We start from the raw sequence: 23,429 nt of genomic DNA, 5'->3' as shown, positions 1-23,429 counted from the left end.
CCGTGCCCCTCCGGTCGCCAAGACGATGCCAGCACAGCAGACAGACGGGAGCCGCAACGATGCCGCACACGACCGCCTTCGCCAGGAACCAGTGGTACGTCGCCGCCTACAGCCATGAGGTGGGGCGCGAGGAGCTGCTCGGCCGGACGATCCTCGGTGAACCGCTCGTCTTCTACCGGACCGAGGAGGACGGGACGCCCGTCGCGCTCGCCGACCGGTGTGTGCACCGCCGCTTCCCGCTGCACGAGAAGCCGAGCCGGCTCGACGGCGACCGGATCGTGTGCGGCTACCACGGGTTCACGTACGACACGACGGGCACCTGTGTGTACGTGCCGGGGCAGAAGCGCGTACCGCGTACCGCCCGGGTCGCCTCCTACCCCGTGGTCGAGCTGGACTCCCTGGTCTGGGTGTGGATCGGCGACCCGGCGCTCGCCGACGCCGACACCATCCCGCGGGCCCGGCACCTCGACTCCCCCGGCTGGGTCACCGTCCGCGGCATGGAACCGATCGACGCCGACTACGGCCTGCTCGTCGACAACCTCCTCGACCTCTCCCACGAGACCTATCTGCACGGCGGCTACATCGGCACCCCCGAGGTCGCCGAGACCCCGATCAGCACGGAGGTCGACGAGGGCGCCGGCATCGTCCGGGTCAGCCGGCACATGGACGACGCCGCCTGCCCGCCGTTCTACGCCAGGTCCACCGGTATCGAGGGCCGGATCACCCGCTGGCAGGACATCGAGTACCACGCGCCCTGTCTGTACCTGCTGCACAGCCGCATCGCCCCGGTCGGTGTGCTGCCCGAGGCCGACGGCAGCGACCCGAACGGCTTCCACACCGAGATCACGTACGCCATCACGCCGTCCAGTGACGGTCACGTGTACGACTTCTGGATGGTCTCGCGCGACTGGGCGACCGAGGACGCCGAGGTCACCGAGTTCCTGCGGGGCAACAACCACACGGTCGTCATGCAGGACGTCGACGCGCTCAACCTGCTGCAGAAGACGCTCGGCACCGAGCGCTCCGGCTACCAGGAGCTCAGCATCAACATCGACACCGGCGGTCTCGCCGCCCGCCGCATCCTCGCCCGCCTCGTCGAGGAGGGCGACAAGCCCGTGGAGAAGGTCCTGTGAGTGCCGCGCCCACCGGGGAGATCTACCGCGTCGACTGGCTGCCGGGCACCGACACCCTGCACGGCACCTGTCACTGCGGCCGCGAGCACACCTCGCAGGACCCGATCGAGATGTGGGAGTGGATGCTCGCCCACCCGAACGGGCACTCACCCCAGGGACCCGCCCCGCAAGGCGACGAGCAGCAAGGAAACGGTTCATGAGTGACGCGTACGAAGCCGAACTCGTCGTCGACCGAAAGGACTTCGCGGCCGACGGGGTGTTCGCCCTCACCCTGCGCCACCCGCTGGGCGAACAGCTCCCGCCGTGGGAGCCCGGCGCCCACATCGACGTGGTCCTCGGCCCCGGCCTGGAGCGGCAGTACTCCCTGTGCGGCGACCCGGCCGACCGCACCGCCTGGCGGATCGCTGTGCTGCGCGAGCCCGCCGGGCGCGGTGGATCCGCTCATGTGCACGAGCAGTTGGGGCAGGGCGACAAGGTCCGGGTGCGCGGCCCGCGCAACCACTTCGCGCTGCGCCCGGCACCCCGGTACCGCTTCGTCGCGGGCGGCATCGGCATCACCCCCATCCTGCCGATGCTCGCGGCGGCGGAGGCCGAGGGCGCCGAGTGGACCCTGTTGTACGGCGGGCGGACCCGCGCGTCCATGGCGTTCACCGAGGAGTTGAGCCGCTACGGCGACCGTGTCACCGTCGCCCCCCAGGACGAGACCGGGCTCCTGGACCTCGCCTCGGTGCTGGACGACGTTCCCGAGGGCACCCTCGTCTACTGCTGCGGTCCCGGTCCGCTGCTCGACGCGGTGGAGGAGCGCTGCCCGGCCGGGCTGCTGCACATGGAGCGGTTCACCCCGAAGGGGCAGCCGGAGGGCGAGGACACGGAGTTCGAGGTCGAGCTGGCGCGGACCGGCACGACGATCACCGTCGCCCCGGACGTCTCCGTGCTCGACGCCGTGCGCGCCAGTGGTGTCGAGGTGCTGTTCTCCTGCACCGAGGGCACCTGCGGCACCTGTGAGACCGATGTCCTCGACGGGACCCCGGACCACCGCGACTCCGTGCTCACGGACGAGGAGCGGGAGGCCGGGGAGACGATGATGATCTGTGTGTCCCGGTGCCGGGGGAAGAGGCTCGTGCTGGACCTGTAGCGCCGGTGAACATCCGCAGGTCCGTCTCGATCCCGGCGACCGTCTCCAGCAGCGGCGGCAGCAGGTCCCGCCGGACCGCGGCGAGGCTCGTACGCCCGGCCTGCACGGGGATGTTGACCGCCGCCACCACCTCGCCGCCCCGGTCCCGCACCGGGGCGGCGATCGAGCGCAGCCCCTCCTCCAGTTCCTGGTCGACGAGGGCGTACCCCTGCCGCCGCACCCGGTCGAGTTCCGCCCGCAGGAGGTCGGCGGAGACGATCGTGCGGGCGGTGAGCGGGGTCAACGCGGCGCGGGCGAGCCGCACTTCGGTCTCCTCCGGCGGCAGGTGCGCGAGGATGACCCGGCCGACCGAGGTGACATGGGCCGGGAAGCGGGTGCCGACGGTGATCGCCGCGGTCATGATGCGACGCGCGGGCACCCGGGCCACGTACACCACGTCGTCGCCGTCGAGCACGCACAGGGAGGACGACTCCCTTGTGTTCTCGACCAGTTGCTCCAGATGGGGTTCGGCTATCTGGGCCAGCGAGAAACTCGACAGGTAGGAGTAGCCGAGCTCCAGCACGCGCGGGGTGAGCCGGTAGGCGCGGCCGTCGGCGCGCACGTACCCGAGGTCGGCGAGCGTCAGCAGGAAGCGGCGGGCCGCGGCGCGGGTGAGTCCGCAGGTGCGGGCGACCTCACTGAGCGTCAGTTCCGGGTGGTCGGCGTCGAAGGCGCGGATCACGGCGAGGCCGCGCTCCAGGGAACGGACGAAGTGGGGGGCGCGGGCTGCTGCTTCGGACATCGTCGCCTCCGTCGAGCGAGTGTCAACAATATTGTCAGCCAAAGGAGTTGACCTCGACCCGTGAGACCAATACCTTTCGCGCTGAGCACCACTGTGCGGTCTGCGCACAGCCTGTCGTAAGCACAGCCTGTCGGAACAACGAAGTCTGCACAGGAGGAGCCATGCGTCGTCTGCTCGTCGCCCTCGCGGCCGGAGCGTTACTGGTCACCGCGTCGGCCTGTGGTTCGTCCGGCGACTCGGGGGCCTCGGACTCGGGATCGTCGTCCGGCGGCACCACCACCGTCAAGCTCGGCCTCATCCCGATCGTCGATGTCGCGCCGATCTATCTCGGCCAGCAGAAGGGCTTCTACCGCAAGCACGGGCTCAAGCTCCAGATATCGACCGCGTCCGGCGGCGCGGCGATCGTGCCGGGCGTCGCCAGCGGGCAGTTCCAGTTCGGCTTCTCCAACGTCACCTCCCTCCTGATCGCCCAGTCGTCCGGGGTGCCCGTCAAGGCGGTCTCCAACGGCATCGCCTCGACGGGCACGGAAGGCAAGGACTTCGCGGGCATCGCGGTCGAGAAGGGCAGCTCGATCCGGTCCGCGAAGGACCTGGAGGGCAAGAAGGTCGCCATCAACACCCTGAAGAACATCAACGAGTCCGCGGTGCGCGCGTCGGTCCGCAAGGACGGCGGCGACCCCGACAAGGTGAAGTTCGTGGAGCTGGCCTTCGACCAGATGCCGGCCGCTCTCGACGGCGGCCAGGTCGACGCGGCCTGCGCGGTCGAGCCCGCGCTCGCCACCATCAAGAGCCAGGGCGGCCAGGTGATCGCCTCCCCGCTGGTGGACGTGGCCAAGGACACCACGGTCGCCCTGTACTTCACGTCGACGCAGTACCAGCAGCAGCATGCCGACGTGGTCGAGAAGTTCCAGCAGGCCACCGCCGAGTCCCTCGCCTACGCCGAGGCCCACCCGGACGAGGCACGCCAGATCATCACGACGTACACCAAGATCCCGGCGTCGGTCCTCGCGCAGGTGACCCTGCCGAAGTGGCCGGCCGAGCCGAACAGGGAGTCCGTCGAGGCGCTCGCCGAGCTGGGCGAGGGCGACGGGTTCTTCAAGAAGACCCCCGACGTCGACGCGCTGCTTCCGTGAGGTTCCAGGACGCGGCGCTGGGCGCCGCCGGGCTCGCGGCCTTCCTCGCCCTGGGCGAGGCGGTGCCGCGGCTCGGCCTGGTCGGGGAGGAGTACTTCCCGCCGACCAGCCGCATCGCGCGCGCCCTCGCCGACGAGCTCTCCGACGGCACCTTCTGGACGGCGCTCGGCGACACCCTCACCGGCTGGGCCCTGGGCCTGGCCATCGCCGCCTCGGCGGGGATCGTCGTCGGCGTGGTCGTCTCGGTGGTGCCGTACCTGCGCGAGGCGACGGCCTCGACGATCGAGTTCCTGCGCCCGATCCCCTCGGTCGCCCTCATCCCGCTGGCGGTGCTGCTGTACGGCAGCGAACTGCGCTCGGTGCTGCTGCTCGTCGTGTACGCCAGCTTCTGGCAGGTCCTCATCCAGACGCTCTACGGCGTCCAGGACGTCGACCCCGTCGCCGACGAGACGGCACGGTCCTACGGTCTGGGCACCTGGGCGCGGGTCCGGCACGTGCTGTGGCCGACCGCGCTGCCGTACGTCTTCACCGGCGTCAGGCTGGCCGCGGCCGTCGCGCTGATCCTCGCCATCACCGGTGAACTCGTCATCGGAGCACCGGGGTTGGGCGCGCGGATCGCGGTGGCGCAGAACTCGCAGGCGGTGCCGGAGATGTACGCGCTGATCGTGGTGACCGGGCTTCTGGGGCTGCTCATCAACGTCGGCGCGCGTACCGTGGAGCGGCGGGCGCTGGCCTGGCACCAGTCGGTGCGCGGGGAGGTGGCGGTGTGAGGCGCTTCGTACTCCGGCTGGTCCTCGTGATCGCGCTGCCCGCGCTGCTGGTCGTGGTCTGGTGGCTGGCGTCGGACGGCAGCACCGATGTCTTCTGGCCGCCGCTGCGCACCATCCTGCGGACCTTCCCTGACGTGTGGACCGCCGAGCGGCTGCGCGACGACGTCCTGCCCAGCATGTGGCGCCTGACGGCCGGTTACGCGCTGGCGGCCGTCGCCGGGATCGCCGTCGGCACGGTGATCGGCTCCTACCGGCGGGTGCGGGCGGTGTGCGAACCGGTCCTGGAGTTCCTGCGGGCGGTCCCCCCGCCGGTCCTCATCCCGGTCATCATGCTGTTCGCGGGCATCGGCGACACCATGAAGGTCACCGTGATCGCGAGCGGCTGCGTCTGGCCGATCCTGCTCAACACCGTCGAGGGCGTCCGCGCCGTCGACCCGGTGATGGTGGAGACGGCCCGCTCCTACGGCATCTCCGGGCACTCCCGGCTGCGCCATCTGGTGCTGCGCTCGGCGAGCCCGCAGATCTTCGCGGGTCTGCGCCAGGCCCTGTCGATCGGCATCATCCTGATGGTCATCAGCGAGATGTTCGCGGCCAGCAACGGCATCGGCTTCACCATCGTCCAGTTCCAGCGCAGTTTCGCGATCCCCGACATGTGGACCGGGATCCTCGTCCTCGGTCTGCTCGGGTTCCTGCTCTCCGTCGTCTTCCAGTTGGTCGAGCGGCGGGTCCTCGCCTGGTACCACGGCCTGCGCGCCTCGACCCGGCGGTCCCCGTGAAGCACCCGAACGCGAAAGGGCGGTCCATGCACGCGCTTCTTGGCGTATCCGGCCTGAAGAAGGTCTACGAGGGGTCCGGGCGCCGGGTGGAGGCGGTGCGCGATCTGACCTTCACCGTCGACGCCGGGGAACTGGTGTGTCTCGTCGGCCCCTCGGGCTGCGGCAAGACGACCCTGCTGAAGTGCATGGGCGGCCTGCTCGACCCGACGGCCGGCGAAGTCCGCCTGGCGGGCCAAAAGGTGAGCGGTCCGCCGCCCGGGATGGCCTTCGTCTTCCAGGAGTACGGCCGCAGCCTCTTCCCCTGGATGCGGGTCGCCGACAACGTGGAACTCCCCCTGAAGCAGAAGAGCCTGACCAGGACGCAACGGCGTGGCCTGGTCGCCGACGCGCTGGAGTCGGTGGGCCTCGCGGACGCAGCCGGCGCCTACCCCTGGCAGCTCTCCGGCGGGATGCAGCAGCGCGTCGCGATCGCCCGCGCACTCGCGTACGAGCCCGAGGTCCTGCTGATGGACGAGCCGTTCGCGGCCGTGGACGCGCAGACCCGGGCCGACCTGGAGGACCTGGTGCGCCGGCTGTGGCGGGAGCGCGGCATCACGATCCTGTTCGTCACCCACGACATAGACGAGGCGGTGTACCTGGGCGAGCGGGTGATCGTGCTGTCCGCCTCCCCCACCGTCGTGCAGGAGCAGCTCAAGGTCGATCTGCCGGACGAGCGGGACCAGTTGCATACGCGTGTGGCCCCGCGCTTCGCCGAACTGCGCACCCATGTGTACGAGCAGATCCAGGCGGCCAAGCGCGGGGCCGTGCGGGACGCTCCGGTCACGAGGTCCGATACGCCTCCACCTCACTGAACTGCGCGGCCGGCCAGCCGGTGTTGGCGCTCACCGCGGCTGTGAAATGCCTGCCCTCACACCCGGCTCCCCGTCGCCGTGTCCGCCGACAGCCGCTGGGCCACGTAGATCGGGATCACCGACAGCAGCACCAGGACGGCGGCCACCACGTTCACCACCGGTGCCTGTCGCGGGCGGGTCATGTTGTCGAAGATCCAGAGGGGAAGGGTCTCGACGCCCGGGCCCGCGGTGAAGGTGGTCACCACGATCTCGTCGAAGGAGAGGGCGAAGGCGAGCAGGGCGCCCGCGAGGAGGGCCGAGCGGACCAGCGGGAAGGTGACGTCGACGAAGGCACGGAAGGTGTTCGCGCCCAGGTCCATCGCGGCCTCCTCGTAGGAGCCGGAGGTGCGGCGCAGGCGGGCGACGACGTTGTTGAAGACGACGACGATGCAGAAGGTGGCGTGGCCGACGACCACCGTGAACAGGCCGAGGCCGACGCCCAGCGGTTCGAGCACCGTGCCGAACGCCGAGTTGAGGGCGATGCCCGTGACGATCCCCGGCAGCGCGATCGGCAGGACGACCACGAAGGAGAGGGTCCCCCGGCCGAAGAACCGGTGCCGGGCGACGGCGAAGGCGATGAGCGTGCCGAGGACCAGGGCGACGGCCGTGGCGCCGAGGCCCGCCTTGACCGACACCCACAGCGCCTCGCGGGCTCCCGCGTTCTCCCGGGCCACCGACCACCAGTGCACGGTCAGGCCGGACGGTGGCCAGCTCGCGCTCCGGTCCGGGTTCAGGGAGTTGACGAGGACGAGCACGAGCGGGACGTAGATCACCGCGAAGCCGAGGCCGGCGCCGACGCGCAGGGCGATCCGTGCGGAACGGGAGAGTTGCACGACGGGCTCCTCTACAGACTGCTCAGCGCGCCGGTGCGGCGCATCGCCAGCAGGTACAGCACGATGACGGCCACCGGGACCGTGCCGAGCGCGGCGGCCATCGGCAGGTTGAGTTCGATGTTGGAGTAGACGAGGTTGCCGATGAGCTGGGTCTTGCCGCCCACGATCTGCACGGTGATGTAGTCGCCGAGGCTCAGCGAGAACGTGAAGACCGACCCGGCCGCCACGGACGGCAGCACCATCGGCAGGAGAACCGAGCGGAAGGTCCGGCCGGCCCGCGCCCCGAGGTCCGCCGACGCGTCGAGCAGGTTGGCGGGCACCTGCTCCAGCGCCGTGTGGACCGGCAGGATCATGTACGGCAGCCAGAGGTACGTCAGGGTCAGCACGGCCGCCGTCAGCCCGTACCCCGGCCCGGTCAGCCCGAACGGCCTCAGCATCCAGTCGGCGAGCCCGCCCTCGGACAGGATCAGCCGCCAGGCGTACACCTTGACCAGGTAACTCGCCCACAGCGGGGTGAGGATGGCGACGACCAGCAGCGGTCGCCACCGGGGGCGCGCGACCCGTGCCGTGAAGAAGGCGACCGGGAAGGCGATCACCGCGCACAGGACGGTGACCGCCAGCGCCACGCCGACACTGCGCAGGACCACCTGCCGGAAGACCGGCGTGGTGAACAGCTCGTGGAAGTTGTCGGTCGACCAGACCCTGACCACCTCGGAGGTGAAGGAGTCGGTCGTCCAGAACGCGGAGACGAACAGCATGGTCAGGGAGCCGAGGTAGAGCACCGCCAGCCACAGCAACGGGGCCGTGAGGAGCAGGGCGAGCCGGAGGCGGGGGCGGCGGTGCAGCGCCCCCGCGGTCCGTGTCGTCAGGGCCATGCCTCAGCCCTTGATCTCGGTCCAGGCCTGCACCCACTTCGCGTACGGCACGCACTTGACGTCGGTGCGGCCGTCCAGGCACTGCTCGATGGGCGTGTTCCAGAAGGCGATGTTCTTCCAGTAGTCCTCGTCGGAGGCGTGGTAGGTCGTGCAGAAGTTCCTGTCACTGGTCAGGTCGCAGGCCCCGGAGTTGGCGGGCGCCTCCCCGAAGTACTCGGCGACCTGGGCGTTGACCTTCGGCGAGACGATCCAGTCGAGCCATTTGTAGGCGCAGTTGGGGTGTTCGGCCTTGGCGGAGACCATCCAGGTGTCGGACCAGCCGGTCGACCCCTCCGCGGGGACGAACGCCTTGACCTTCGCCCCCTCGTCGGCGGTGAGGTTGGCGATGACCTGCCAGGTGGTGCCGATCACGGAGTCGCCGCTCTTGAACGCGGAGATCTCCTTGAGGTAGTCGCTCCAGTACTCGCCGATGTTCGCGTTCTGCTTCTTCAGCAGGGCGACGGCCGCGTCGAACTGCTTCTGGTCGAGGGCGTAGGGGTCCTTGATGCCGAGGCCGGGCTCGGTCGCCTTCAGGTACAGCGCCGCGTCGGCGATGTAGATGGGCGAGTCGTAGGCGGTGACGTGGCCCTTGTACCTGGACGCGTCGTCGAAGACGGCGGACCAGGAGGTCGGGGCCGGGCTGACCTTGTCGGTGTTGTACATGAGCAGGTTGGCGCCCCGGCCGTGCGGGATGCCGTACATCTGCCCGTCGACGGAGTTCCAGGCGCCGTCCTTCAACCCGCTGAAGATGTCGCGGTAGTTGGGGACGAGGTCGGTGTTGACGGGGGCGGCGTCCCCGGAGGCGATGAGGCGCAGGGAGGCATCGCCGGAGGCGGAGACGGCGTCGTACTGGCCCGTCTTCATCAGCTTGACCATCTCGTCGGAGCTGGTGGCCGTCTTGGAGTCGACCTGGCAGCCGGTCCGTTTCTCGAAGTCGCTGACCCAGTCGGCCTTGGGGTCGTTGGATCCGTCCTCGACGTAGCCGGCCCAGGCGATCAGGTTGACCTGTCCCTCGGTGGCGCCGAGTTTCGTGGGCGCCTTGAGGTCGGGCGGGTTGAGTCCGGAGGAGGAGCCGCCGGAGCCGGAGTCGGAGGAGCCGCAGGCGGTGGCGGCGAGCAGCAGGGTGACGGCCGCGGCCGCGGTGAGGGGGATGCGCACGACGTACTCCATCTGCGAGAAGGGGGTCAGTCGGTGGTGGGCACCGCGACGGCGTGCCGCCGGTGCCATTGCAGTCGCACCCGGGCGCCCCGGTAGGCGGCCACGTCCTCGGAGGACGTCTCCAGGTTCTGCTGGAGCGCGGTGAGGCGGCCGCCGCCGTCGAGGTCGACCAGGAAGCGGGTGGTGTCCCCCAGGTAGACCACTTCGTGGCGTCCTTCGTCGGCACCTCCAACCTCCTCGACGGGGACGTAGCCCGCCGGACCGTCGGCGCTGCGGGCACCTACAGCGTGCGGCCCGAGAAGATCCGGGTGCTGAAGGAGTCCGCGGAATCCGGCGAGCCGGAGCACGCGAGTGCCACCGGGACCGTCGCCGAGGTGGCCGGCCGGCGTCTGCCGAAGCCCTCCAGGCGGACCTCGCCGAGCGCCTTGCGGGCCCGCACCAGCCGCTCCGCCTTGGGCACCCCACGGACCTTGAGGGCGTAGGCGACGTTCTGCTCGACGCTCATGTGCGGGAAGAGCGCGTAGTCCTGGAAGACGGTGTGGACGTCCCGCTCGAAGGGCGCGAGGCCGGTGACCTCCTGCCCGGCGAGCTCGACGCGGCCCTCGGTGGGCGTCTCGAAGCCGGCGATCAGGCGCAGGACGGTGGTCTTGCCCGAGCCGGAAGGGCCGAGCATCGAGAAGAACTCGCCGTCGCGGATCTCCAGGTCGATCCCGGCCACGGCGGTCGTCTCCCCGAACGACTTCCGCAGGTGGTGCAGCCGGATCGCACGTCCCTCCATGGGCGGGAACCTTTCTGGCGCGCTCGGGCGTTGACCGATCGACCGAAAACATATGAAGTCATAGTTCAAAGCTCAAGGCCCCCTTAGGGTAAAGCTTGAGTCAACGTGCAAGGTGGTGGCCGTGAACCAGCAGCGCATCGACGGCGGCGCCCGCAGGGCCGTCTTCGCCCCGGTGGACAGCCGGGCCCGGGTGGACGCGGTCGTGCGCCGGATCGGTGACGCCATCGAGCTGGGGCTGCTCGCCGACGGGGAGCAGCTCCCGGGCGAGAGCGAACTGGCCGGTCAGCTCGGCGTGTCCACGGTGACCCTGCGGGAGGCGCTGATGGCCCTGCGCCAGCAGGGGCTCGTCACCACCCGCCGGGGCCGCGGCGGCGGCTCCTTCGTCTCGCTGCCCGAAGTACCGGGCGAGGAACGGCTCAGGGCCCGGCTGCGCGGCTGGAGCACCGAGGAGCTGCGCGACCTCGGCGACCACTGGGCCGCCCTCTCCGGTACGGCGGCCAGGCTCGCGGCCGAGCGCACCGGGCCCGAGGACCTCGTCCATCTGCGGCGCACGGCCGAGGAGTTGACGAGGTCCCAGGACGCGGCGGCGTGCAGTCGTCTCTACGGCCGCTTCCACGTGGAGCTGGCGGCGGCCGCGCAGTCGGCGCGGCTGACGCGGGAGCAGGTGGCGCTCCAGACGGAGGTCGGGGCGCTGCTGTGTCTTGTGCTCGGGGACGGCGAATATCGTGAAGAGGTGTCCGAGCGACTCCGATTCGTCATCTCGGCCGTGCAGGATGGGGTCCACGAATCGGCCAGGGAGTTGGCCGAGCGATGCGTACGGGAGTCGACGGCACGGCTGATCGCCCTGCGTCTGACGCTGTAGCCGCCTCGCTCGGCGGCCCCGTCCGCTGGAGGGCAGCCATGGGCCTCGCGACGGCAGTGCTCGGCACGGCACCGGAGGAGTCGGTCGCGGCACGGGTCCGCTCGGCCGTCGAGACGGTCTTCGACGCCGTGGCCGCGACCCGTGCCGACACCACGGCCCTGCTGGAAGGCGTGGCCGCCGGGGGCCGCCGCCCGGCCACCGCCGACCTGGCCGCCCTGCGCCCGGGCCTCCATCTACGGCTCGCCCGGCACGCGTTGGTCTCCGGCGTCGGCTTCGTCGCCGCCCCGGGCCTGCTGGCGGACGTACCCGCGTGGCTGGAATGGTGGCAGACGGGCGCGGAGGGTGACGTACGGCCGCTGCTGCCGGACCTCGACCCCGAGCACTCGGCGTACGCCGACTACACGCACTGGGACTGGTTCGCGCTCCCCCGCGACACCGGGGAGCGGGCGGTGGCCGGGCCGTACGTCGACTACCTCTGCTCCGACGAGTACAGCCTGACGCTGTCGGCGCCGGTCGAGGTGGCGGGCCGGTTCGCGGGGGTGGCCGCGGCGGACGTGTACCTGCGGCACTTCGAGGCGGCCGTGATGCCGCTGCTGCACCGGCTCCCGGGCCCCGCACGGCTGGTGAACGCCCGCGGCCGGGTCGCCGCGTCCAGCGATCCGCGGCATCTGGTCGGCTCCCTCGACAAGGGCCCCGACTTCGCGGGGGCGTTGGCGGCCGGGCGGCCGGCACGGGCCGGCGGGGTGCGGCTGGTCCCCTGCGCGGGAGTGCCGCTGGTGCTGGTGGTGGCGGAGTGAACCGGACCGGGCGGCCCCGTGGAGCACCCCTGCTCCACGGGGACCGACAACTACTGACGAGGCGCCGTCGACGACCTGAACGCCGACGGTGCCCGTCAGGCCTCGGGGGCGGGCACCACCGTGAGGTGGGCCGCCGCGCGCCGCGGGCGGCGCCTGGCGGGGGCCGGGCGGAGCACCAGCGTCAGACGCGTGTAGCCCAGGTCCCGCAGGGTGCGCGGGGTCTCGTCGACGACCCGGCAGTCGGTGGCGCCCCAGCGCGGGTCGGGGTGCACGAGGGGGCGTACGGAACCGTCGTGCTCCACGGCCTGTTCGCCGACCGCGCGGATCCAGTGCGGCAGGCCGTGCCGGTAGGCGGCGTCCATGATCGGGTCCTGGGCGATGTCCCGGCGGATCGCCTGGAGGCCGTGGTCGTGGCCGTGCCGCTCCACCGCGGCGGCGAAGTGGGCGAGCATCGGCAGGCACCAGCGCGACTCGTGCTCGCCGAGGACGCTGCTCGCGTCGGGATGGAAGAGGACGAACCGCAGGAAGTTGTCACCCGGCATCGCCGTCGGATGCGGACCCACGGCACGGAAAAGTGACGCGAAAGCGGTGTTGGCGAGCACGACGTCCCAGCGGTGGTCGAGGACGACGGACGGGAAGGGGACGGCTTCCAGGAGTGTGGCGTAGTCCTGAAGGTACGCCTGGGCTTCGAGCCCCTCGGGGGCGGGCCGCAGTTCCGACCGCTGCCCACCTGCCTGATACGCCATCGGGAGGTCACCCCTCTTGCCTATGCGGCCTTCACGCGGCGCCTTGATCCTGCTTCCCCGGGACGAGTCGTGTCAACTATCGTGGCATTCCGTAGCGGTTGACGGCTGAAATTGGCCACAGTTGTGGCGAGACCTGGATGTGAGTTCGAACAACGGGCTACTCTCCGGGAAGTTCACGGCGACCGCCTGTGAGAAGTCGGGTGAGAGACGTAGGAGATCTGTCGGTGTCGGATGGCCTCGAGAGCCCGGACGACGCGGCAACGGTCGTGCTGACGGCCGTCGTCGCCCGCGTCACCGCACTCGCCGACCGGCTCGGCGTACCGCACGCGCAGGTCTTCGACACCGGCCGTCTCTCCGTCGCCTCGGGCGTCCCCGAACCCGTGGTCAAGGCCCTGCTGAGCGGGCGCCCGGCGGGCGAACCCGACGTCCAGGCCCGGTTCCTGCAACGGCTCGACCTGCTGCGCCGCACCCGCCTCAAGCCCAACGGCCGCAAGTACACCCAGCAGGAGATCGCCGACGGCGCGGGCATGTCCCGGCAGCAGGCGGGCGCCCTCATCAACGGCGACCGGCGCCCCACGATGGAGCACTGCGACGCCATCCAGCGGTTCTTCCGGGTGCACGCCGGATTCCTCACGGCCGAGGACCCCGAGGCGCTCGCGGGCGCCCTCCAGCACACCGAGCAGGAGCTGCTGCACAAGCTCGCCGACCGGGAGCGGGAGGCCGCGGCGGCAGCCCGCGACCCGTTGGAGCGGCTGTTGCAGGACCACGGCGTGCGCGGCATCGCCTGGCGGGCCGCGCAGCTGCCCACCGACCAGCACCGTGACAAGGTCGCCGAGTGGCTGGACATGCTCCTGGAGAGCGTCAAGCGGCCCGAGTCCTGATCCGGGAGAGAACTGTGGGCATCGGTAGGCACATGCGCCGCCTGAGCGGCGAGTTGGTGGCGGAACTGGAACTCGACGCCCCGGCGCGGCCCGAGGACCTCTACGGCGCCCTGTGCGACGCGATGAGCAGACGCCGGGGCCGCCCGGTCCACTTCCGTACGGCGCCCTTCCCGCCCGGCACGGCCAGCGGACTGTGGCTCGACATGGCCGACCAGGACCTCGTGGTGATCGAGGAACGCACCGCCCCCGACCACCAGTTGGTCATCCTCGGCCACGAGCTGTGGCACATGAACGCCGGTCACTGCTCCCACCACGTCGAGGGAGCCGCGGTCGCCGCCCGTCTCCTGCACGACGACGCCGATCTCCAGGCCACGGTCCGCAAGGTCGCCGCCCGCAGCCGCTTCGAGCTCGACGACGAGCGGGAGGCGGAGAGCTTCGGCCTGCTGCTGGCGAGCAAGTGCCGGACGTGGCTCGCGGGTTCGCCGCTGCGGGGGCCGCTGCAACGGGACCATCTGGCGGGGCGGATCGAGGTGTCCCTGGGGTATCTGGGGCCGCAGAGCTGAGGTTCCGCGTCCGCCGGGCGGGCGAAGGGACGGGCGCGGAAGCCGGATTGTCAGTGGCGGACGGCAAGCTGGAGTTGCACGCCCGTGCGGTGTGCGACCGACGCGCCCCGTCCGGGGGTGCGACCGACGCCGACCTGGGGAGAGCCGCCGATGCCCACCGCCGTACTGACCGACCGTGAGCGCACCGCCGTCCAGGCGTATCTGCGGCTGCTGCACACGGTCCGAGCCGCCTTCGACACCGCGGCAGGCCCGCCCGACACCGCCCGGCCACCGGTCGTCCCGCCGGCGGTCCTCGCCGAGGCCGAGCAGGCCCTGGCGGACGCGGGGCTCGCGGGCAACGAGGAGTCGTTCTTCAGGCTCCTGCACACCTGGTGCCCACCGGACACCCCACAGCCGTGACCTGCCGGGCCGGCCGTGACCCCGGGGCCTCTGAGGCTTGAGCCGCGGCACGGTCCCGGGACGTGTGCCGCACTCCGGGTTCAGGCGTGCGGTACCGTCACCGCTGTGGCGACCAGGCCGTCGCGGGCCGTCCAGCGGCCCTCGAAGGTGCCGCGCCGCTCGCCGCCGACCACGGGCCCGGGGACGAGGAGTTCGGCGCGCAGGGTGCCGCCGGCGGGCCGGCCCGGGTCGACGAGGATGTCGATGTCGGCCTCGGTGAACTCCAGCCACTTGCCGGTGAGCGGGAACCACGCCTTGTAGACGGACTCCTTGGCGCTGAACAGCAGCCGGTCCCAGTGGACCGCGGGATGCGCCTCGGTGAGTTCCCGCAGCCTGGCCCGCTCCTGCGGCAGCGAGACGCTCTCCAGCACGCCCTCCGGGAGCGGTCCGTGGGGTTCGGCGTCGATACCGATCGAGGCCAGGTCGGCGACCCGGACCAGCGCGGCGGCGCAGTAGCCGTCGCAGTGGGTCATGCTGCCGGTGAGCCCGGCCGGCCACCGCGGGGCACCGCGCTCCCCGGGCAGCACCGGCTGCGGGGGCACACCGAGCTTCTCCATGGCCCGGCGCGCGCAGGCCCGCACGACGGCGAACTCACGGCGCCGCTTGGGGACCGCGGGCGCGACGAGCGCGGCCTCCTCGGGATACAGCCCGGCGTTCTCCGGCTCGTCGTGACCGTGGACCTCGACGGCCACCACCGAGTCCGGCAGGAGTTCCTCGATCACCGGGCGCCGACCTCCCCGGGCACGATCCGGCGCAGCCGCCCGGGCGGCTCCGGCCGCTTGCGCCACTCCCGCGGGTAGCCCACCGAGACCTCCTCGAAGCGGACGCCCTCGTGCCAGGTGGTCCGGGGGATGTGCAGATGGCCGTAGACCATGGTCTCGACGCGGAACCTGCGGTGCCAGTCGGCGGTCAGCGCGGTGCCGCACCACATCGCGAACTCGGGGTGCCACAGGACGTCGGTCGGATGCCGGTCCAGCGGATAGTGGTTGACGAGGACCGTGGGCAGGTCCGCGGGGAGCGCGGCGAGCCTGCGCTCGGTCTCGGCGACCCGGGCCCGGCACCAGGCCTCCCGGGTCGGGTACGGGTCGGGGTGCAGCAGGAACTCGTCGTTGCACACGATGCCGGTGCCGTGCGCGTACTCCAGGCCCTGCTCCTTGGTGGTGCAGCCGGCGGGCAGGAACGAGTAGTCGTACAGCAGGAACAGCGGGGCGACGGCGACGGGTCCGCCGGGGCCGTCCCAGACCGGGTAGGGGTCCTCGGGGGTCAGGACACCGAGCTGCCGGCACGTCTCGACGAGGTGCTCGTAGCGGGCTACCCCGCGCAGGGTGACGGTGTCCTTCGGGTGGGTCCACAGTTCGTGGTTGCCGGGGGCCCAGAGGACCTGGCGGAAGCGGCCGGCGAGGGTCTCCAGGGCCCAGCGGACGTCGTCGACGGTCTCGGCGACGTCGCCGGCCACCAGGAGCCAGTCGTCGTCGGAGCCGGGGCGCATCGCCTCGACGAGGGAGCGGTTCTCGGGGTAGCCGATGTGCAGGTCGCTCACGGCCAGAAGCCGTGCCGTGCCACCGGCCGTCGATGTCACCTCTCGCCCCCTCCGAGCACCCGAGTGGCACCACGAGAACACATTTGGTTTCCCGGTACAAGAGTGGCCCGGAGCGGGGGCGTTCCATGATCGGTCAATCCGTAACACGGGCGTTGCACGCGTGGCCCCTTGAAAGCCGTATGATCGCCCCAACACCACCGCAGAAACTTCCCTTCCAAGGGGCGGTTTGGTGTCCCTCCAATCACCCTGCCCGGGCACGGGCCCGCTTCGCCGTGCCCGAAAACCCCGAAAGGCGGCCTGAATGCACTCTCGCGTACGCGTCTGGCTCAACCGCACGTACGCGGAGAACGTGTTCTTCATGGATCAGCTCCGCCGAAATCCCAGCGACAGAGCCGTCGAGATCCATGCGACGCACGGGGACGCCGACTCCCCCGTGCTGGCCGCCGCCGACACCGCCGAGCTGGAGCCGGAGGGACTGTCCCCGGCCGCTTACGTCGAGTTCGCCCTGGACCAGTGCCAGAAGCGCGGCATCGACGTCTTCGTGCCCCGGCTCCAGCAGGCGGCGATCGTCGCCCACCGCGCCGAGTTCGCAGCGATCGGCACGGCGCTGCTCGCGCCGCCGCCCCAGGCCGTGGCCGTCTTCCACGACAAGGTGATCGCCTACGAGGCGGTCCAGGCGGTCGGTGTTCCGGTGCCGCCGTGGTGGCGGGTGCGGACCGCGGCCGAACTGGTCGCGGCGGTCGAGGAGTTGGAGGCCGACGGGCACCGGGCCTGCTTCAAGCCCGCGTCCGGCGCGGGCGGGGTCGGCTTCCGGGTCGTCACCCGCGAGCCCTTCTCCCTCGCGCAGCTCAACGGCTTCCCCAGCCCTTACGTGTCGCTCGACATGGTCGTCGAGGCGCTCGAGCGGTCCGGCGAGCAGGTGGACTGGCTGGTCATGCCGCGTCTGGAGCAGCCCGAGGTGTCCGTGGACACGCTCACCGGGCCCGACAACCGGGTGCGGCTGGCGATCGGCCGTACCAAGAACGGGCGGCGGCGCGGGTTCACGCGGCACGAGCAGTGGCTGGAGCCGGCCCGGCTGGTCGCCGAGGGGTTCGGGCTGCACTACCTGTCCAACATCCAGTTCCGGATGTTCGGCGACCGGCCCGTGCTGATGGACGTCAACACGCGTCCGGCGGGCGGGCTGCATCAGCTCTCCCTCTGCGGGGTCAACGTCCCCTGGGCGGCCGTGCAGTTGGCCCTGGGTGAGGACCCCGGTGTGATCGAGCCGCCGTTCCTCGGACAGGACTACACGGTGGTGTCGGGGCCGAGGCCGCTGCGCCCCGTGTCGGTGCCGCACCAGCGGGTCGAGGAGGTCGGGCCGCTGCTGCCGTCCGTTCCCTCGCCCTCGCCCGCGGTGGAAGCGGCTCGGGCTCTGCCGCTCTAGGCCGACGCCCCCACCGCGGGATTCCCTCACCGGTATGGACCAATTCCGTCGTGCACCTTGACACGACGATTGGTCCATACCAACTTGGTTGCGCACCCCCTGCACCACCTTCTGCACCACCTCTCTGCACTCCCGAACACCCCCATTTCTTCAGGGAGATCGCGTGCGCAACCCACTCAGACGTTCCAGAGTCCTCGCCCTCCTCGGTTCCGCCGCCCTCGCGTTCGTCGGGGCCGTCGCTCTTCCCCAGACGGCCCAGGCCGCCAACGTCCTGACGAACCCCGGCTTCGAGTCCGGGACCCTCTCCTCCTGGACCTGCGCGGGCAACCTCGGGTCCGTTGTCTCCTCTCCCGTCCACGGGGGCTCCAAGGCCCTTCAGGGGGCGGTGAGTTCGAGCGACAACGCCAAGTGCAGCCAGACCGTCTCCGTGCAGCCCAACACGTCGTACAGCCTGAGCGGCTGGGTGCGTGGCAGCTACGTGTACCTCGGCGTGGACGGCGGATCGTCCACGTGGACCTCCTCGCCCTCGGCGTACACCCAGCTCTCCACCACCTTCACCACCGGCGCCTCCCAGACCAGCGCCACCGTCTACGTGCACGGCTGGTACGCCCAGGGCAGCTACTACGCCGACGACATCAGCCTCGACGGGCCCGGTGGCGGCGGTGGTTCGGACTCGCAGGCGCCGAGCGCGCCCGGGAGCCTGCGGTCCACCGGGAAGACCTCCTCCAGCGTGTCGCTCGCGTGGAACGCCTCCTCCGACAACGTCGGGGTGACGGCGTACGACGTCTACAGCGGGTCGAACCAGGTGCTCAGCGTGTCCGGTACGAGTGCCACCGTGAGCGGACTCGCGGCCGCTACCTCCTACACCTTCACCGTGAAGGCCCGGGACGCGGCCGGGAACGTCTCGGCCGCCTCCAACGCGGTGTCCGTGACGACCGACACGGGCGGCGGTGGCGGGACCGGCTTCAAGCAGGCCGCTCCCTACCTGTACCTCGGCTGGGGCGATCCGCCGAGCGCCACCTCGGTGATGAGCGCGACCGGCGTCAAGTGGTTCACGATGGCGTTCATCCTCTCCTCCGGCGGCTGCAACCCGGCCTGGGACGGCAGCAGGCCGCTGACCGGCGGCAACGACCAGTCCGTCATCAACTCCATCCGGTCCGCGGGCGGCGACATCGTCCCGTCGATCGGCGGCTGGAGCGGCAACAAGCTCGGGCCGAACTGCTCGACCCCCGAAGCGCTGGCCGGCGCCTACCAGAAGGTCATCGACGCCTACGGGCTCAAGGCCATCGACGTCGACATCGAGAACACCGACGAGTTCGAGAACGCGACCGTGCAGGACCGGATCCTGAACGCCCTGAAGATCGTCAAGGCCAACAACCCGGGCCTGCGGACGATCCTCACCTTCGGCACCACGACGACCGGGCCGACGTACTGGGGCAACCGGCTCATCGAGCAGGCCAAGGCCCTCAACGCCGGCATCGACGTCTTCACCATCATGCCGTTCGACTTCGGCGGCGGCTCCGACATGTACGGCAACACCGTGAACGCCACGGAGGGGCTGAAGAACAAGCTGAAGTCCACCTTCGGCTGGGACGACGCCACCGCGTACTCCCACATCGGCATCTCCGGCATGAACGGTCTCTCCGACCAGCAGGAGAACACGACCCCGGCGATCTGGACGCAGATCCGTGACTGGGCGAACTCCCGGCACATCGCCCGGCTCGCCTACTGGGCGGTCAACCGGGACCGGCCGTGCCCGGGCGGCGGAGTCGTCAGCAACTGCTCCGGCATCAGCCAGAGCACCTGGCAGTTCACCTCGATCACGGCCGGCTTCACCGGCTGAGCCGTCAAAGGGGGGATGGGCAGACCCCAGGTGCCGGAAAGGCGAACGCCCCTGGCCACGGGTCCCGGGAAGGGACCGTGACCAGGGGCTTCACCGCTTCCTTTTGATGCTCCCTGGGGAATCAGCTCCGGCCCGTCCCCCGGTCCGGCTCCGCCTCCCCGCGGCCTGGCACCGCTCAGCCCCGGCGCAGCCGGAGCGTCAGCACCTGGAAGGGGCGCAGCGAGACGGGCACGCCACCCTCCTCGACGGCGGCGTCCTCCAGCGGGCGCTCCAGCAGGTCGGTGACCTGGGCGCCGGCCAGCGGGAAGCCGGTGCGCAGCACGCCCTGGGCGCGGCCGCCGCCGGACTCGTACAGACGCACCACGACATCACCGGAGCCGTCGTCGGCGAGCTTGACCGCCTCGACGGTCACGCCACCGCCCTCGACCGAGACGACCGGCTCGGGGGCCCCGGCCGCGTCCGCCACCCGCAGCGGGAGGTTGAGGGAGTAGCCCTCGGCGACGGTCTCCTCGATGCTCGCGCCGGGCAGCAGCGCGTAGGTGAAGCGGTGCCTGCCCTGGTCGGCCTCCGGGTCCGGGATGCGCGGGGCGCGGACCAGGCTGAGGCGGACCGTGGTCGTCGTGCCGCCGTCCTCACGGACCGTGCGGGAGACGTCGTGGCCGTAGGTGGAGTCGTTGATGACCGCGACGCCGTAGCCGGGTTCGCCGACGTGCACCCAGCGGTGGCCGGAGACCTCGAAACGGGCCGCCTCCCAGCTGGTGTTGGTGTGCGTGGGCCGCTGGACGTGGCCGAACTGGATCTCCGCGGAGGAGTGCGCGGCCCGGACGTCCACCGGGAAGGCGGCCTTGAGGATCTTCTCGGCCTCGTGCCAGTCGATGTCGGTCTCGAAGTCGATGCGGGGGCTGCCGGCGCGCAGGGTGACGGTCTGGGTGATCGTCGAGCCCTTGCCGAAGGACCGCGTCACCCGGATCGCGCCGAGCAGCGGGTCGTCCGAGACGAGTTCGACCGACGTGGGCTCCAGGAGGTCCGTGTAGCGGTTGTTGTAGTGCTTGTCGATGTCCCAGGCGTCCCAGTAGTTCGGGAGGTCGGTGTGCAGGCGGAGCAGGTTGCCCTTGTCGCCGAGGACCTCGCGCCCGGCCCGCAGGTCGTACACGGAGGACAGGGTGCCGTCCTCGGCCACCTCCACGCGCACCAGGCCGTTGTCGAGGACCCGGCCCTCGGCCCGCACGGGCCGGGCGGGGGCCGCCTCCGCCAGGGGCGCGCTGCCGTTCGCGGGCACCTCGACGTACGCCAGGGCCCCCTCGGAGGTGCGGACCACCTCGGCGCGGTCGAAGGGGCTGGTGTTGAAGACGCGGGTGCCGCCGGCGCCCAGCGCGGCCACCGCCTCGGCGGTCAGCGCCTCCAGTTCCTCGGCCACGCGCGCGTACTCGGCCTCCGCCTCGCGGTGCACCCAGGCGATCGAGGAGCCCGGCAGGATGTCGTGGAACTGGTGCAGCAGGACCGTCTTCCACAGCCGGTCGAGCCTGTCGTACGGGTAGGAGTAGCCCGGCGCGTGCAGTGCCGCCGTCGTCGCCCAGAGCTCGGCCTCGCGCAGCTTGTGCTCGGAGCGGCGGTTGCCCTGCTTGGTGCGGGCCTGCGAGGTGTAGGTCGCGCGGTGCAGCTCCAGGTAGAGCTCGCCCACCCAGACCGGGGCGTCCGGGTACTCGGCGCGGGCCTGGGCGAAGAAGTCGTCCGGGTGCTCGATCACGACCTTGGGCGAGCCCTCCAGGTCGGCGAGGCGCCGGGCCCGTTCCATGATCTCCCGGGTGGGGCCGCCACCGCCGTCGCCCCAGCCGAAGGGGGCCAGCGAGCGCGTGCCGCCGCCCTTCTCCGCGTAGTTGCGGACCGCGCGGTCCATCTCCTCGCCGCTGAAGCGGGCGTTGTAGGTGTCGACCGGCGGGAAGTGCGTGAAGATGCGGGTGCCGTCGATGCCCTCCCACCAGAAGGTGTGGTGGGGGAACTTGTTGGTCTGGTTCCAGGAGATCTTCTGGGTGAGGAACCAGTCGTTGCCGGCGAGCTTGGCGAGCTGCGGGTAGGCGGCGGTGTAGCCGAAGGAGTCCGGCAGCCAGACGCCCTTGGTCTCGATGCCGAAGTGCTCGATGAAGAACCGCTTGCCGTGGACGAGCTGGCGGGCGATGGCCTCGCCGCCGGGCAGGTTGCCGTCGGCCTCGACCCACATGCCGCCGACCGGGGCCCACTGGCCCTTCTTCACGGACTCCTGGATGCGGGCCCACACGTGCGGGTAGTGGTCGCGCACCCACTCGTACTGCTGGGCCTGGGAGCAGGCGAAGATGAAGTCGTCGTACTCGTCGGCGAGCGCGGTGACGTTGGAGAAGGTGCGGGACGTCTTGCGCTTGGTCTCGCGGATCGGCCACAGCCACGCGGAGTCGATGTGGGCGTGGCCGACCCCGGAGACGGTGTGGGCACTGGCGTGCGCGGGCTTGGCCAGGACCGGGGCGAGGACCTCGCGGACGGCGGCCGCGCTGCCGGCGACGTCGTCCAGGTCGAGGACGTCCATGGCCCGGTCCAGGGCGTGCAGGATCTCGTGGCGGCGGGGCTCGTGGTCGGCGAGGTGGACCATGAGTTCGCGCAGCACCTGGAGGTCCAGGTCGAGGTGGAAGACCTCCTCGTCGAGGATCGCGAGGTCGGCGCGCCGGAAGGTGTAGAGGGGCGCGGAGCCGGCCGTGAGCTTGTCGCCCATCGGCGTTGGCCTGGAGAAGTCGTCCTTGAGGATGTCCGGGTTGGAGGCGGCCTCGACCAGGTAGTCGATCCGCTCGCCGCCGTTGGCCGGGTTGGCGATCGGGACGTACTGGTTGAGCGGGTTGACGGCCTTCAGGGGGCGGCCGTCGGCCAGGTGGACCAGGGCCTCGGCCTGGTTGCCGGGCCAGTCGCCGACGAAACCGAGGTCGATGACGGCCTCGACGCGCCTGCCGGCCCACTCCGCGGGCACCTCGCCGCGCATCCGGAACCAGGTGGTGCCCCAGGGCGGGCCCCAGGGGGTGTTCATCGCGAAGGGCTCGTAGCGGGCGGCCGCGGCCTCCTCGAAGGACACCGGCTCGCCCGGCGCCTGCCAGGCCGCCACCTCGAAGGGGACGGTGGCCGCGTAGACCGCGGGCTTGATGCGCTGGTCGTGGGCGCGCTGGACGCGCTCCTCGATGCGGCGGCGTTCGTCGTGCATGAAGGGTCTCCAGGGAGGGAGAGGGCGAGCTGGTGGGGCCGGGAAGCCTGGGGAAAGCGCTTTCCAAAAACCGACGCTACTTAAGGTACGCGAGCCCCGGATGGACCGAGGTGTAGCCCTCGACGAGCCTGCGGGCGACGTTGACGGAGTCGACCAGCGGGTGCAGCGCGAAGGCCTTCACCGCGGTCGTGCGCGAGGCGGAGTCGGCGGCGGCCAGCACCTCCCGCTCGACCGCCTTGACCGAGCAGACCAGGCCGGTGGCGTGGTCCGGGAGCGGCGCGACGGAGACGGGGTGGGCGCCGTTGGCGTCGACGAGGCAGGGCACCTCGATGACGGCGTCGCGGTCGAGCACGGAGAGCGTGCCCTGGTTGCGGACGTTGAGGATCAGGGTGGTGCGTTCGTCGCGCGCGATGGCCCGCATCAGGGCGAGGGCGACCTTCTCGTAACCGCCGGAGAGGTCGTCGGCGTCGCGTTCGCCGGCGCCGGCCGTCTCCCGGTTCTCGGACATGTAGGTGGCCTCGCGCTCGGCGCGGGTGCGGTCCCAGACGTCGAGCGCCTTCGCACCGGGGGCGCCCACCTCGTCGTAGAACCGCGCCTGCTGGTCGGCGAGGAAGGCGCCGCGGGTCTTCTCGGCCTGCTGGTAGGCGCGGACGGCCTCGCGGTTGAAGTAGTAGTAGTGCAGGTACTCGTTGGGGATGGCGCCCAGCGACCGGAGCCAGTCGACGCCGAAGAGCTTGCCCTCTTCGAAGGAGCCCAGCAGGTCGGGGTCGGCCAGCAGGCGCGGGAGCTCGTCCCGGCCGGCGATCCTCAGGCCGCGG

24 protein-coding genes and 1 pseudogene are annotated in these 23,429 nt (G+C 71.2%); 14 read left to right on the top strand and 11 right to left on the bottom strand.

The genetic code is table 11. The features are described 5' to 3' along the window. The first annotated feature begins 59 nt into the window (after window positions 1-59). Genes AOJ26_RS14265 through AOJ26_RS14255 form a run of 3 tightly spaced genes read left to right on the top strand, consistent with a single transcriptional unit; the run spans window position 60 to window position 2,268 of the window. Window positions 60-1,133 (top strand): aromatic ring-hydroxylating dioxygenase subunit alpha, encoded by a 1,074-nt coding sequence (locus tag AOJ26_RS14265; protein ID WP_053848635.1) that lies wholly within the window; start codon window positions 60-62, stop codon window positions 1,131-1,133. Further along, window positions 1,130-1,333 carry a hypothetical protein gene (locus AOJ26_RS14260; protein WP_053848634.1) on the top strand — a complete coding sequence of 68 codons (204 nt, stop codon included), beginning with the start codon at window positions 1,130-1,132 and terminating at the stop codon, window positions 1,331-1,333. Before AOJ26_RS14265 ends, AOJ26_RS14260 begins: the two co-directional genes overlap by 4 nt. Beyond that, on the top strand, window positions 1,330-2,268 hold the full coding sequence (locus AOJ26_RS14255) for a PDR/VanB family oxidoreductase (protein ID WP_053848633.1): 939 nt from the start codon (window positions 1,330-1,332) through the stop codon (window positions 2,266-2,268). Before AOJ26_RS14260 ends, AOJ26_RS14255 begins: the two co-directional genes overlap by 4 nt. Here AOJ26_RS14255 and AOJ26_RS14250 read toward each other — a convergent pair. Beyond that, entirely contained in the window at window positions 2,183-3,049 is an 867-nt protein-coding gene (locus AOJ26_RS14250; protein ID WP_053848632.1) for an IclR family transcriptional regulator domain-containing protein, read from the bottom strand. The two genes, AOJ26_RS14255 and AOJ26_RS14250, sit on opposite strands and share 86 nt — an antisense overlap. Window positions 3,050-3,210: 161 nt before the next feature. Here AOJ26_RS14250 and AOJ26_RS14245 point away from each other — a divergent pair, with 161 nt between their 5' ends. Genes AOJ26_RS14245 through AOJ26_RS14230 form a run of 4 tightly spaced genes read left to right on the top strand, consistent with a single transcriptional unit; the run spans window position 3,211 to window position 6,579 of the window. Further along, window positions 3,211-4,182: an ABC transporter substrate-binding protein gene (locus AOJ26_RS14245; protein WP_053848631.1), complete on the top strand. Its 972-nt coding sequence runs from the start codon at window positions 3,211-3,213 to the stop codon at window positions 4,180-4,182. After that, window positions 4,179-4,952 (top strand): ABC transporter permease, encoded by a 774-nt coding sequence (locus AOJ26_RS14240; RefSeq protein WP_053848630.1) that lies wholly within the window; start codon window positions 4,179-4,181, stop codon window positions 4,950-4,952. Before AOJ26_RS14245 ends, AOJ26_RS14240 begins: the two co-directional genes overlap by 4 nt. Further along, window positions 4,949-5,728: an ABC transporter permease gene (locus AOJ26_RS14235; RefSeq protein ID WP_053848629.1), complete on the top strand. Its 780-nt coding sequence runs from the start codon at window positions 4,949-4,951 to the stop codon at window positions 5,726-5,728. The genes AOJ26_RS14240 and AOJ26_RS14235 overlap by 4 nt, the downstream gene beginning before the upstream one ends. A gap of 26 nt (window positions 5,729-5,754) precedes the next feature. Beyond that, the gene (locus tag AOJ26_RS14230) at window positions 5,755-6,579 is read left to right on the top strand and encodes an ABC transporter ATP-binding protein (protein ID WP_179200204.1); all 825 of its coding nucleotides are present in this window, start codon (window positions 5,755-5,757) and stop codon (window positions 6,577-6,579) included. 56 nt (window positions 6,580-6,635) lie between these two features. On the opposite strand, the gene AOJ26_RS14225 is transcribed toward AOJ26_RS14230, so the two are convergent. The 5 genes from AOJ26_RS14225 to AOJ26_RS14210 all read right to left on the bottom strand — a co-directional run bounded on the left by AOJ26_RS14225 (window position 6,636) and on the right by AOJ26_RS14210 (window position 10,301). After that, complete coding sequence (locus AOJ26_RS14225) at window positions 6,636-7,451, bottom strand: ABC transporter permease (RefSeq protein ID WP_053848628.1); 816 nt, start codon at window positions 7,449-7,451, stop codon at window positions 6,636-6,638. 11 nt (window positions 7,452-7,462) lie between these two features. Beyond that, the gene (locus AOJ26_RS14220) at window positions 7,463-8,326 is read right to left on the bottom strand and encodes an ABC transporter permease (RefSeq protein WP_053848627.1); all 864 of its coding nucleotides are present in this window, start codon (window positions 8,324-8,326) and stop codon (window positions 7,463-7,465) included. Between the two features lie 3 nt (window positions 8,327-8,329). After that, window positions 8,330-9,535, bottom strand: a complete 1,206-nt coding sequence (locus AOJ26_RS14215) for an ABC transporter substrate-binding protein (protein WP_053848626.1) — start codon at window positions 9,533-9,535, stop codon at window positions 8,330-8,332. A 14-nt stretch (window positions 9,536-9,549) separates the two neighbouring features. Next, entirely contained in the window at window positions 9,550-9,726 is a 177-nt protein-coding gene (locus AOJ26_RS41790) for a TOBE domain-containing protein (protein ID WP_373413137.1), read from the bottom strand. A 77-nt stretch (window positions 9,727-9,803) separates the two neighbouring features. Then, on the bottom strand, window positions 9,804-10,301 hold the full coding sequence (locus AOJ26_RS14210) for an ABC transporter ATP-binding protein (RefSeq protein ID WP_373413136.1): 498 nt from the start codon (window positions 10,299-10,301) through the stop codon (window positions 9,804-9,806). A 121-nt stretch (window positions 10,302-10,422) separates the two neighbouring features. Here AOJ26_RS14210 and AOJ26_RS14205 point away from each other — a divergent pair, with 121 nt between their 5' ends. Further along, entirely contained in the window at window positions 10,423-11,163 is a 741-nt protein-coding gene (locus AOJ26_RS14205) for a FadR/GntR family transcriptional regulator (protein ID WP_053848643.1), read from the top strand. 38 nt (window positions 11,164-11,201) lie between these two features. Then, window positions 11,202-11,960, top strand: a complete 759-nt coding sequence (locus tag AOJ26_RS14200) for a cache domain-containing protein (protein WP_053848625.1) — start codon at window positions 11,202-11,204, stop codon at window positions 11,958-11,960. A gap of 95 nt (window positions 11,961-12,055) precedes the next feature. Here the strand turns inward: AOJ26_RS14200 and AOJ26_RS14195 are convergent, their stop codons facing one another. Then, the gene (locus tag AOJ26_RS14195; protein ID WP_053848624.1) at window positions 12,056-12,706 is read right to left on the bottom strand and encodes a hypothetical protein; all 651 of its coding nucleotides are present in this window, start codon (window positions 12,704-12,706) and stop codon (window positions 12,056-12,058) included. A 224-nt stretch (window positions 12,707-12,930) separates the two neighbouring features. Between AOJ26_RS14195 and AOJ26_RS14190 the strand changes: the two genes are divergently transcribed. From AOJ26_RS14190 to AOJ26_RS14180, 3 genes are all read left to right on the top strand, one after another. Then, window positions 12,931-13,587 (top strand): helix-turn-helix domain-containing protein, encoded by a 657-nt coding sequence (locus AOJ26_RS14190; protein WP_053848623.1) that lies wholly within the window; start codon window positions 12,931-12,933, stop codon window positions 13,585-13,587. A gap of 32 nt (window positions 13,588-13,619) precedes the next feature. After that, a complete protein-coding gene (locus AOJ26_RS14185) occupies window positions 13,620-14,150 on the top strand; it encodes a hypothetical protein (RefSeq protein ID WP_053848622.1) in 531 nt (176 codons plus the stop codon). 150 nt (window positions 14,151-14,300) lie between these two features. Next, the gene (locus AOJ26_RS14180; protein ID WP_053848621.1) at window positions 14,301-14,549 is read left to right on the top strand and encodes a hypothetical protein; all 249 of its coding nucleotides are present in this window, start codon (window positions 14,301-14,303) and stop codon (window positions 14,547-14,549) included. A gap of 80 nt (window positions 14,550-14,629) precedes the next feature. Here AOJ26_RS14180 and AOJ26_RS14175 read toward each other — a convergent pair whose 3' ends face one another. Next, on the bottom strand, window positions 14,630-15,310 hold the full coding sequence (locus AOJ26_RS14175; RefSeq protein WP_053848620.1) for a 4'-phosphopantetheinyl transferase family protein: 681 nt from the start codon (window positions 15,308-15,310) through the stop codon (window positions 14,630-14,632). Continuing rightward, a complete protein-coding gene (locus AOJ26_RS14170) occupies window positions 15,307-16,167 on the bottom strand; it encodes a metallophosphoesterase family protein (protein ID WP_053848619.1) in 861 nt (286 codons plus the stop codon). The genes AOJ26_RS14175 and AOJ26_RS14170 overlap by 4 nt, the downstream gene beginning before the upstream one ends. Before the next feature lie 262 nt (window positions 16,168-16,429). On the opposite strand from AOJ26_RS14170, the gene AOJ26_RS14165 reads away from it, so the two are divergent. Beyond that, window positions 16,430-17,551, top strand: coding sequence for an ATP-grasp domain-containing protein (locus tag AOJ26_RS14165; protein WP_053848618.1), 1,122 nt, complete (start codon window positions 16,430-16,432; stop codon window positions 17,549-17,551). A gap of 163 nt (window positions 17,552-17,714) precedes the next feature. Continuing rightward, the gene (locus AOJ26_RS14160) at window positions 17,715-19,394 is read left to right on the top strand and encodes a carbohydrate binding domain-containing protein (protein WP_053848617.1); all 1,680 of its coding nucleotides are present in this window, start codon (window positions 17,715-17,717) and stop codon (window positions 19,392-19,394) included. Between the two features lie 175 nt (window positions 19,395-19,569). Here the strand turns inward: AOJ26_RS14160 and AOJ26_RS14155 are convergent, their stop codons facing one another. Continuing rightward, window positions 19,570-22,611: an alpha-mannosidase gene (locus AOJ26_RS14155; RefSeq protein WP_053848616.1), complete on the bottom strand. Its 3,042-nt coding sequence runs from the start codon at window positions 22,609-22,611 to the stop codon at window positions 19,570-19,572. Between the two features lie 76 nt (window positions 22,612-22,687). Beyond that, a pseudogene (locus tag AOJ26_RS14150) lies at window positions 22,688-23,429 on the bottom strand (6-phospho-beta-glucosidase); the annotation flags it as partial.

The organism is Streptomyces sp. NRRL B-24085, from assembly GCF_001282115.1.
In the GTDB taxonomy this organism is placed as follows: domain Bacteria; phylum Actinomycetota; class Actinomycetes; order Streptomycetales; family Streptomycetaceae; genus Streptomyces.
The sequence above is the reverse complement of the archived record's forward strand: the minus strand, read 5'-3'. Positions and strand labels throughout refer to the sequence as shown.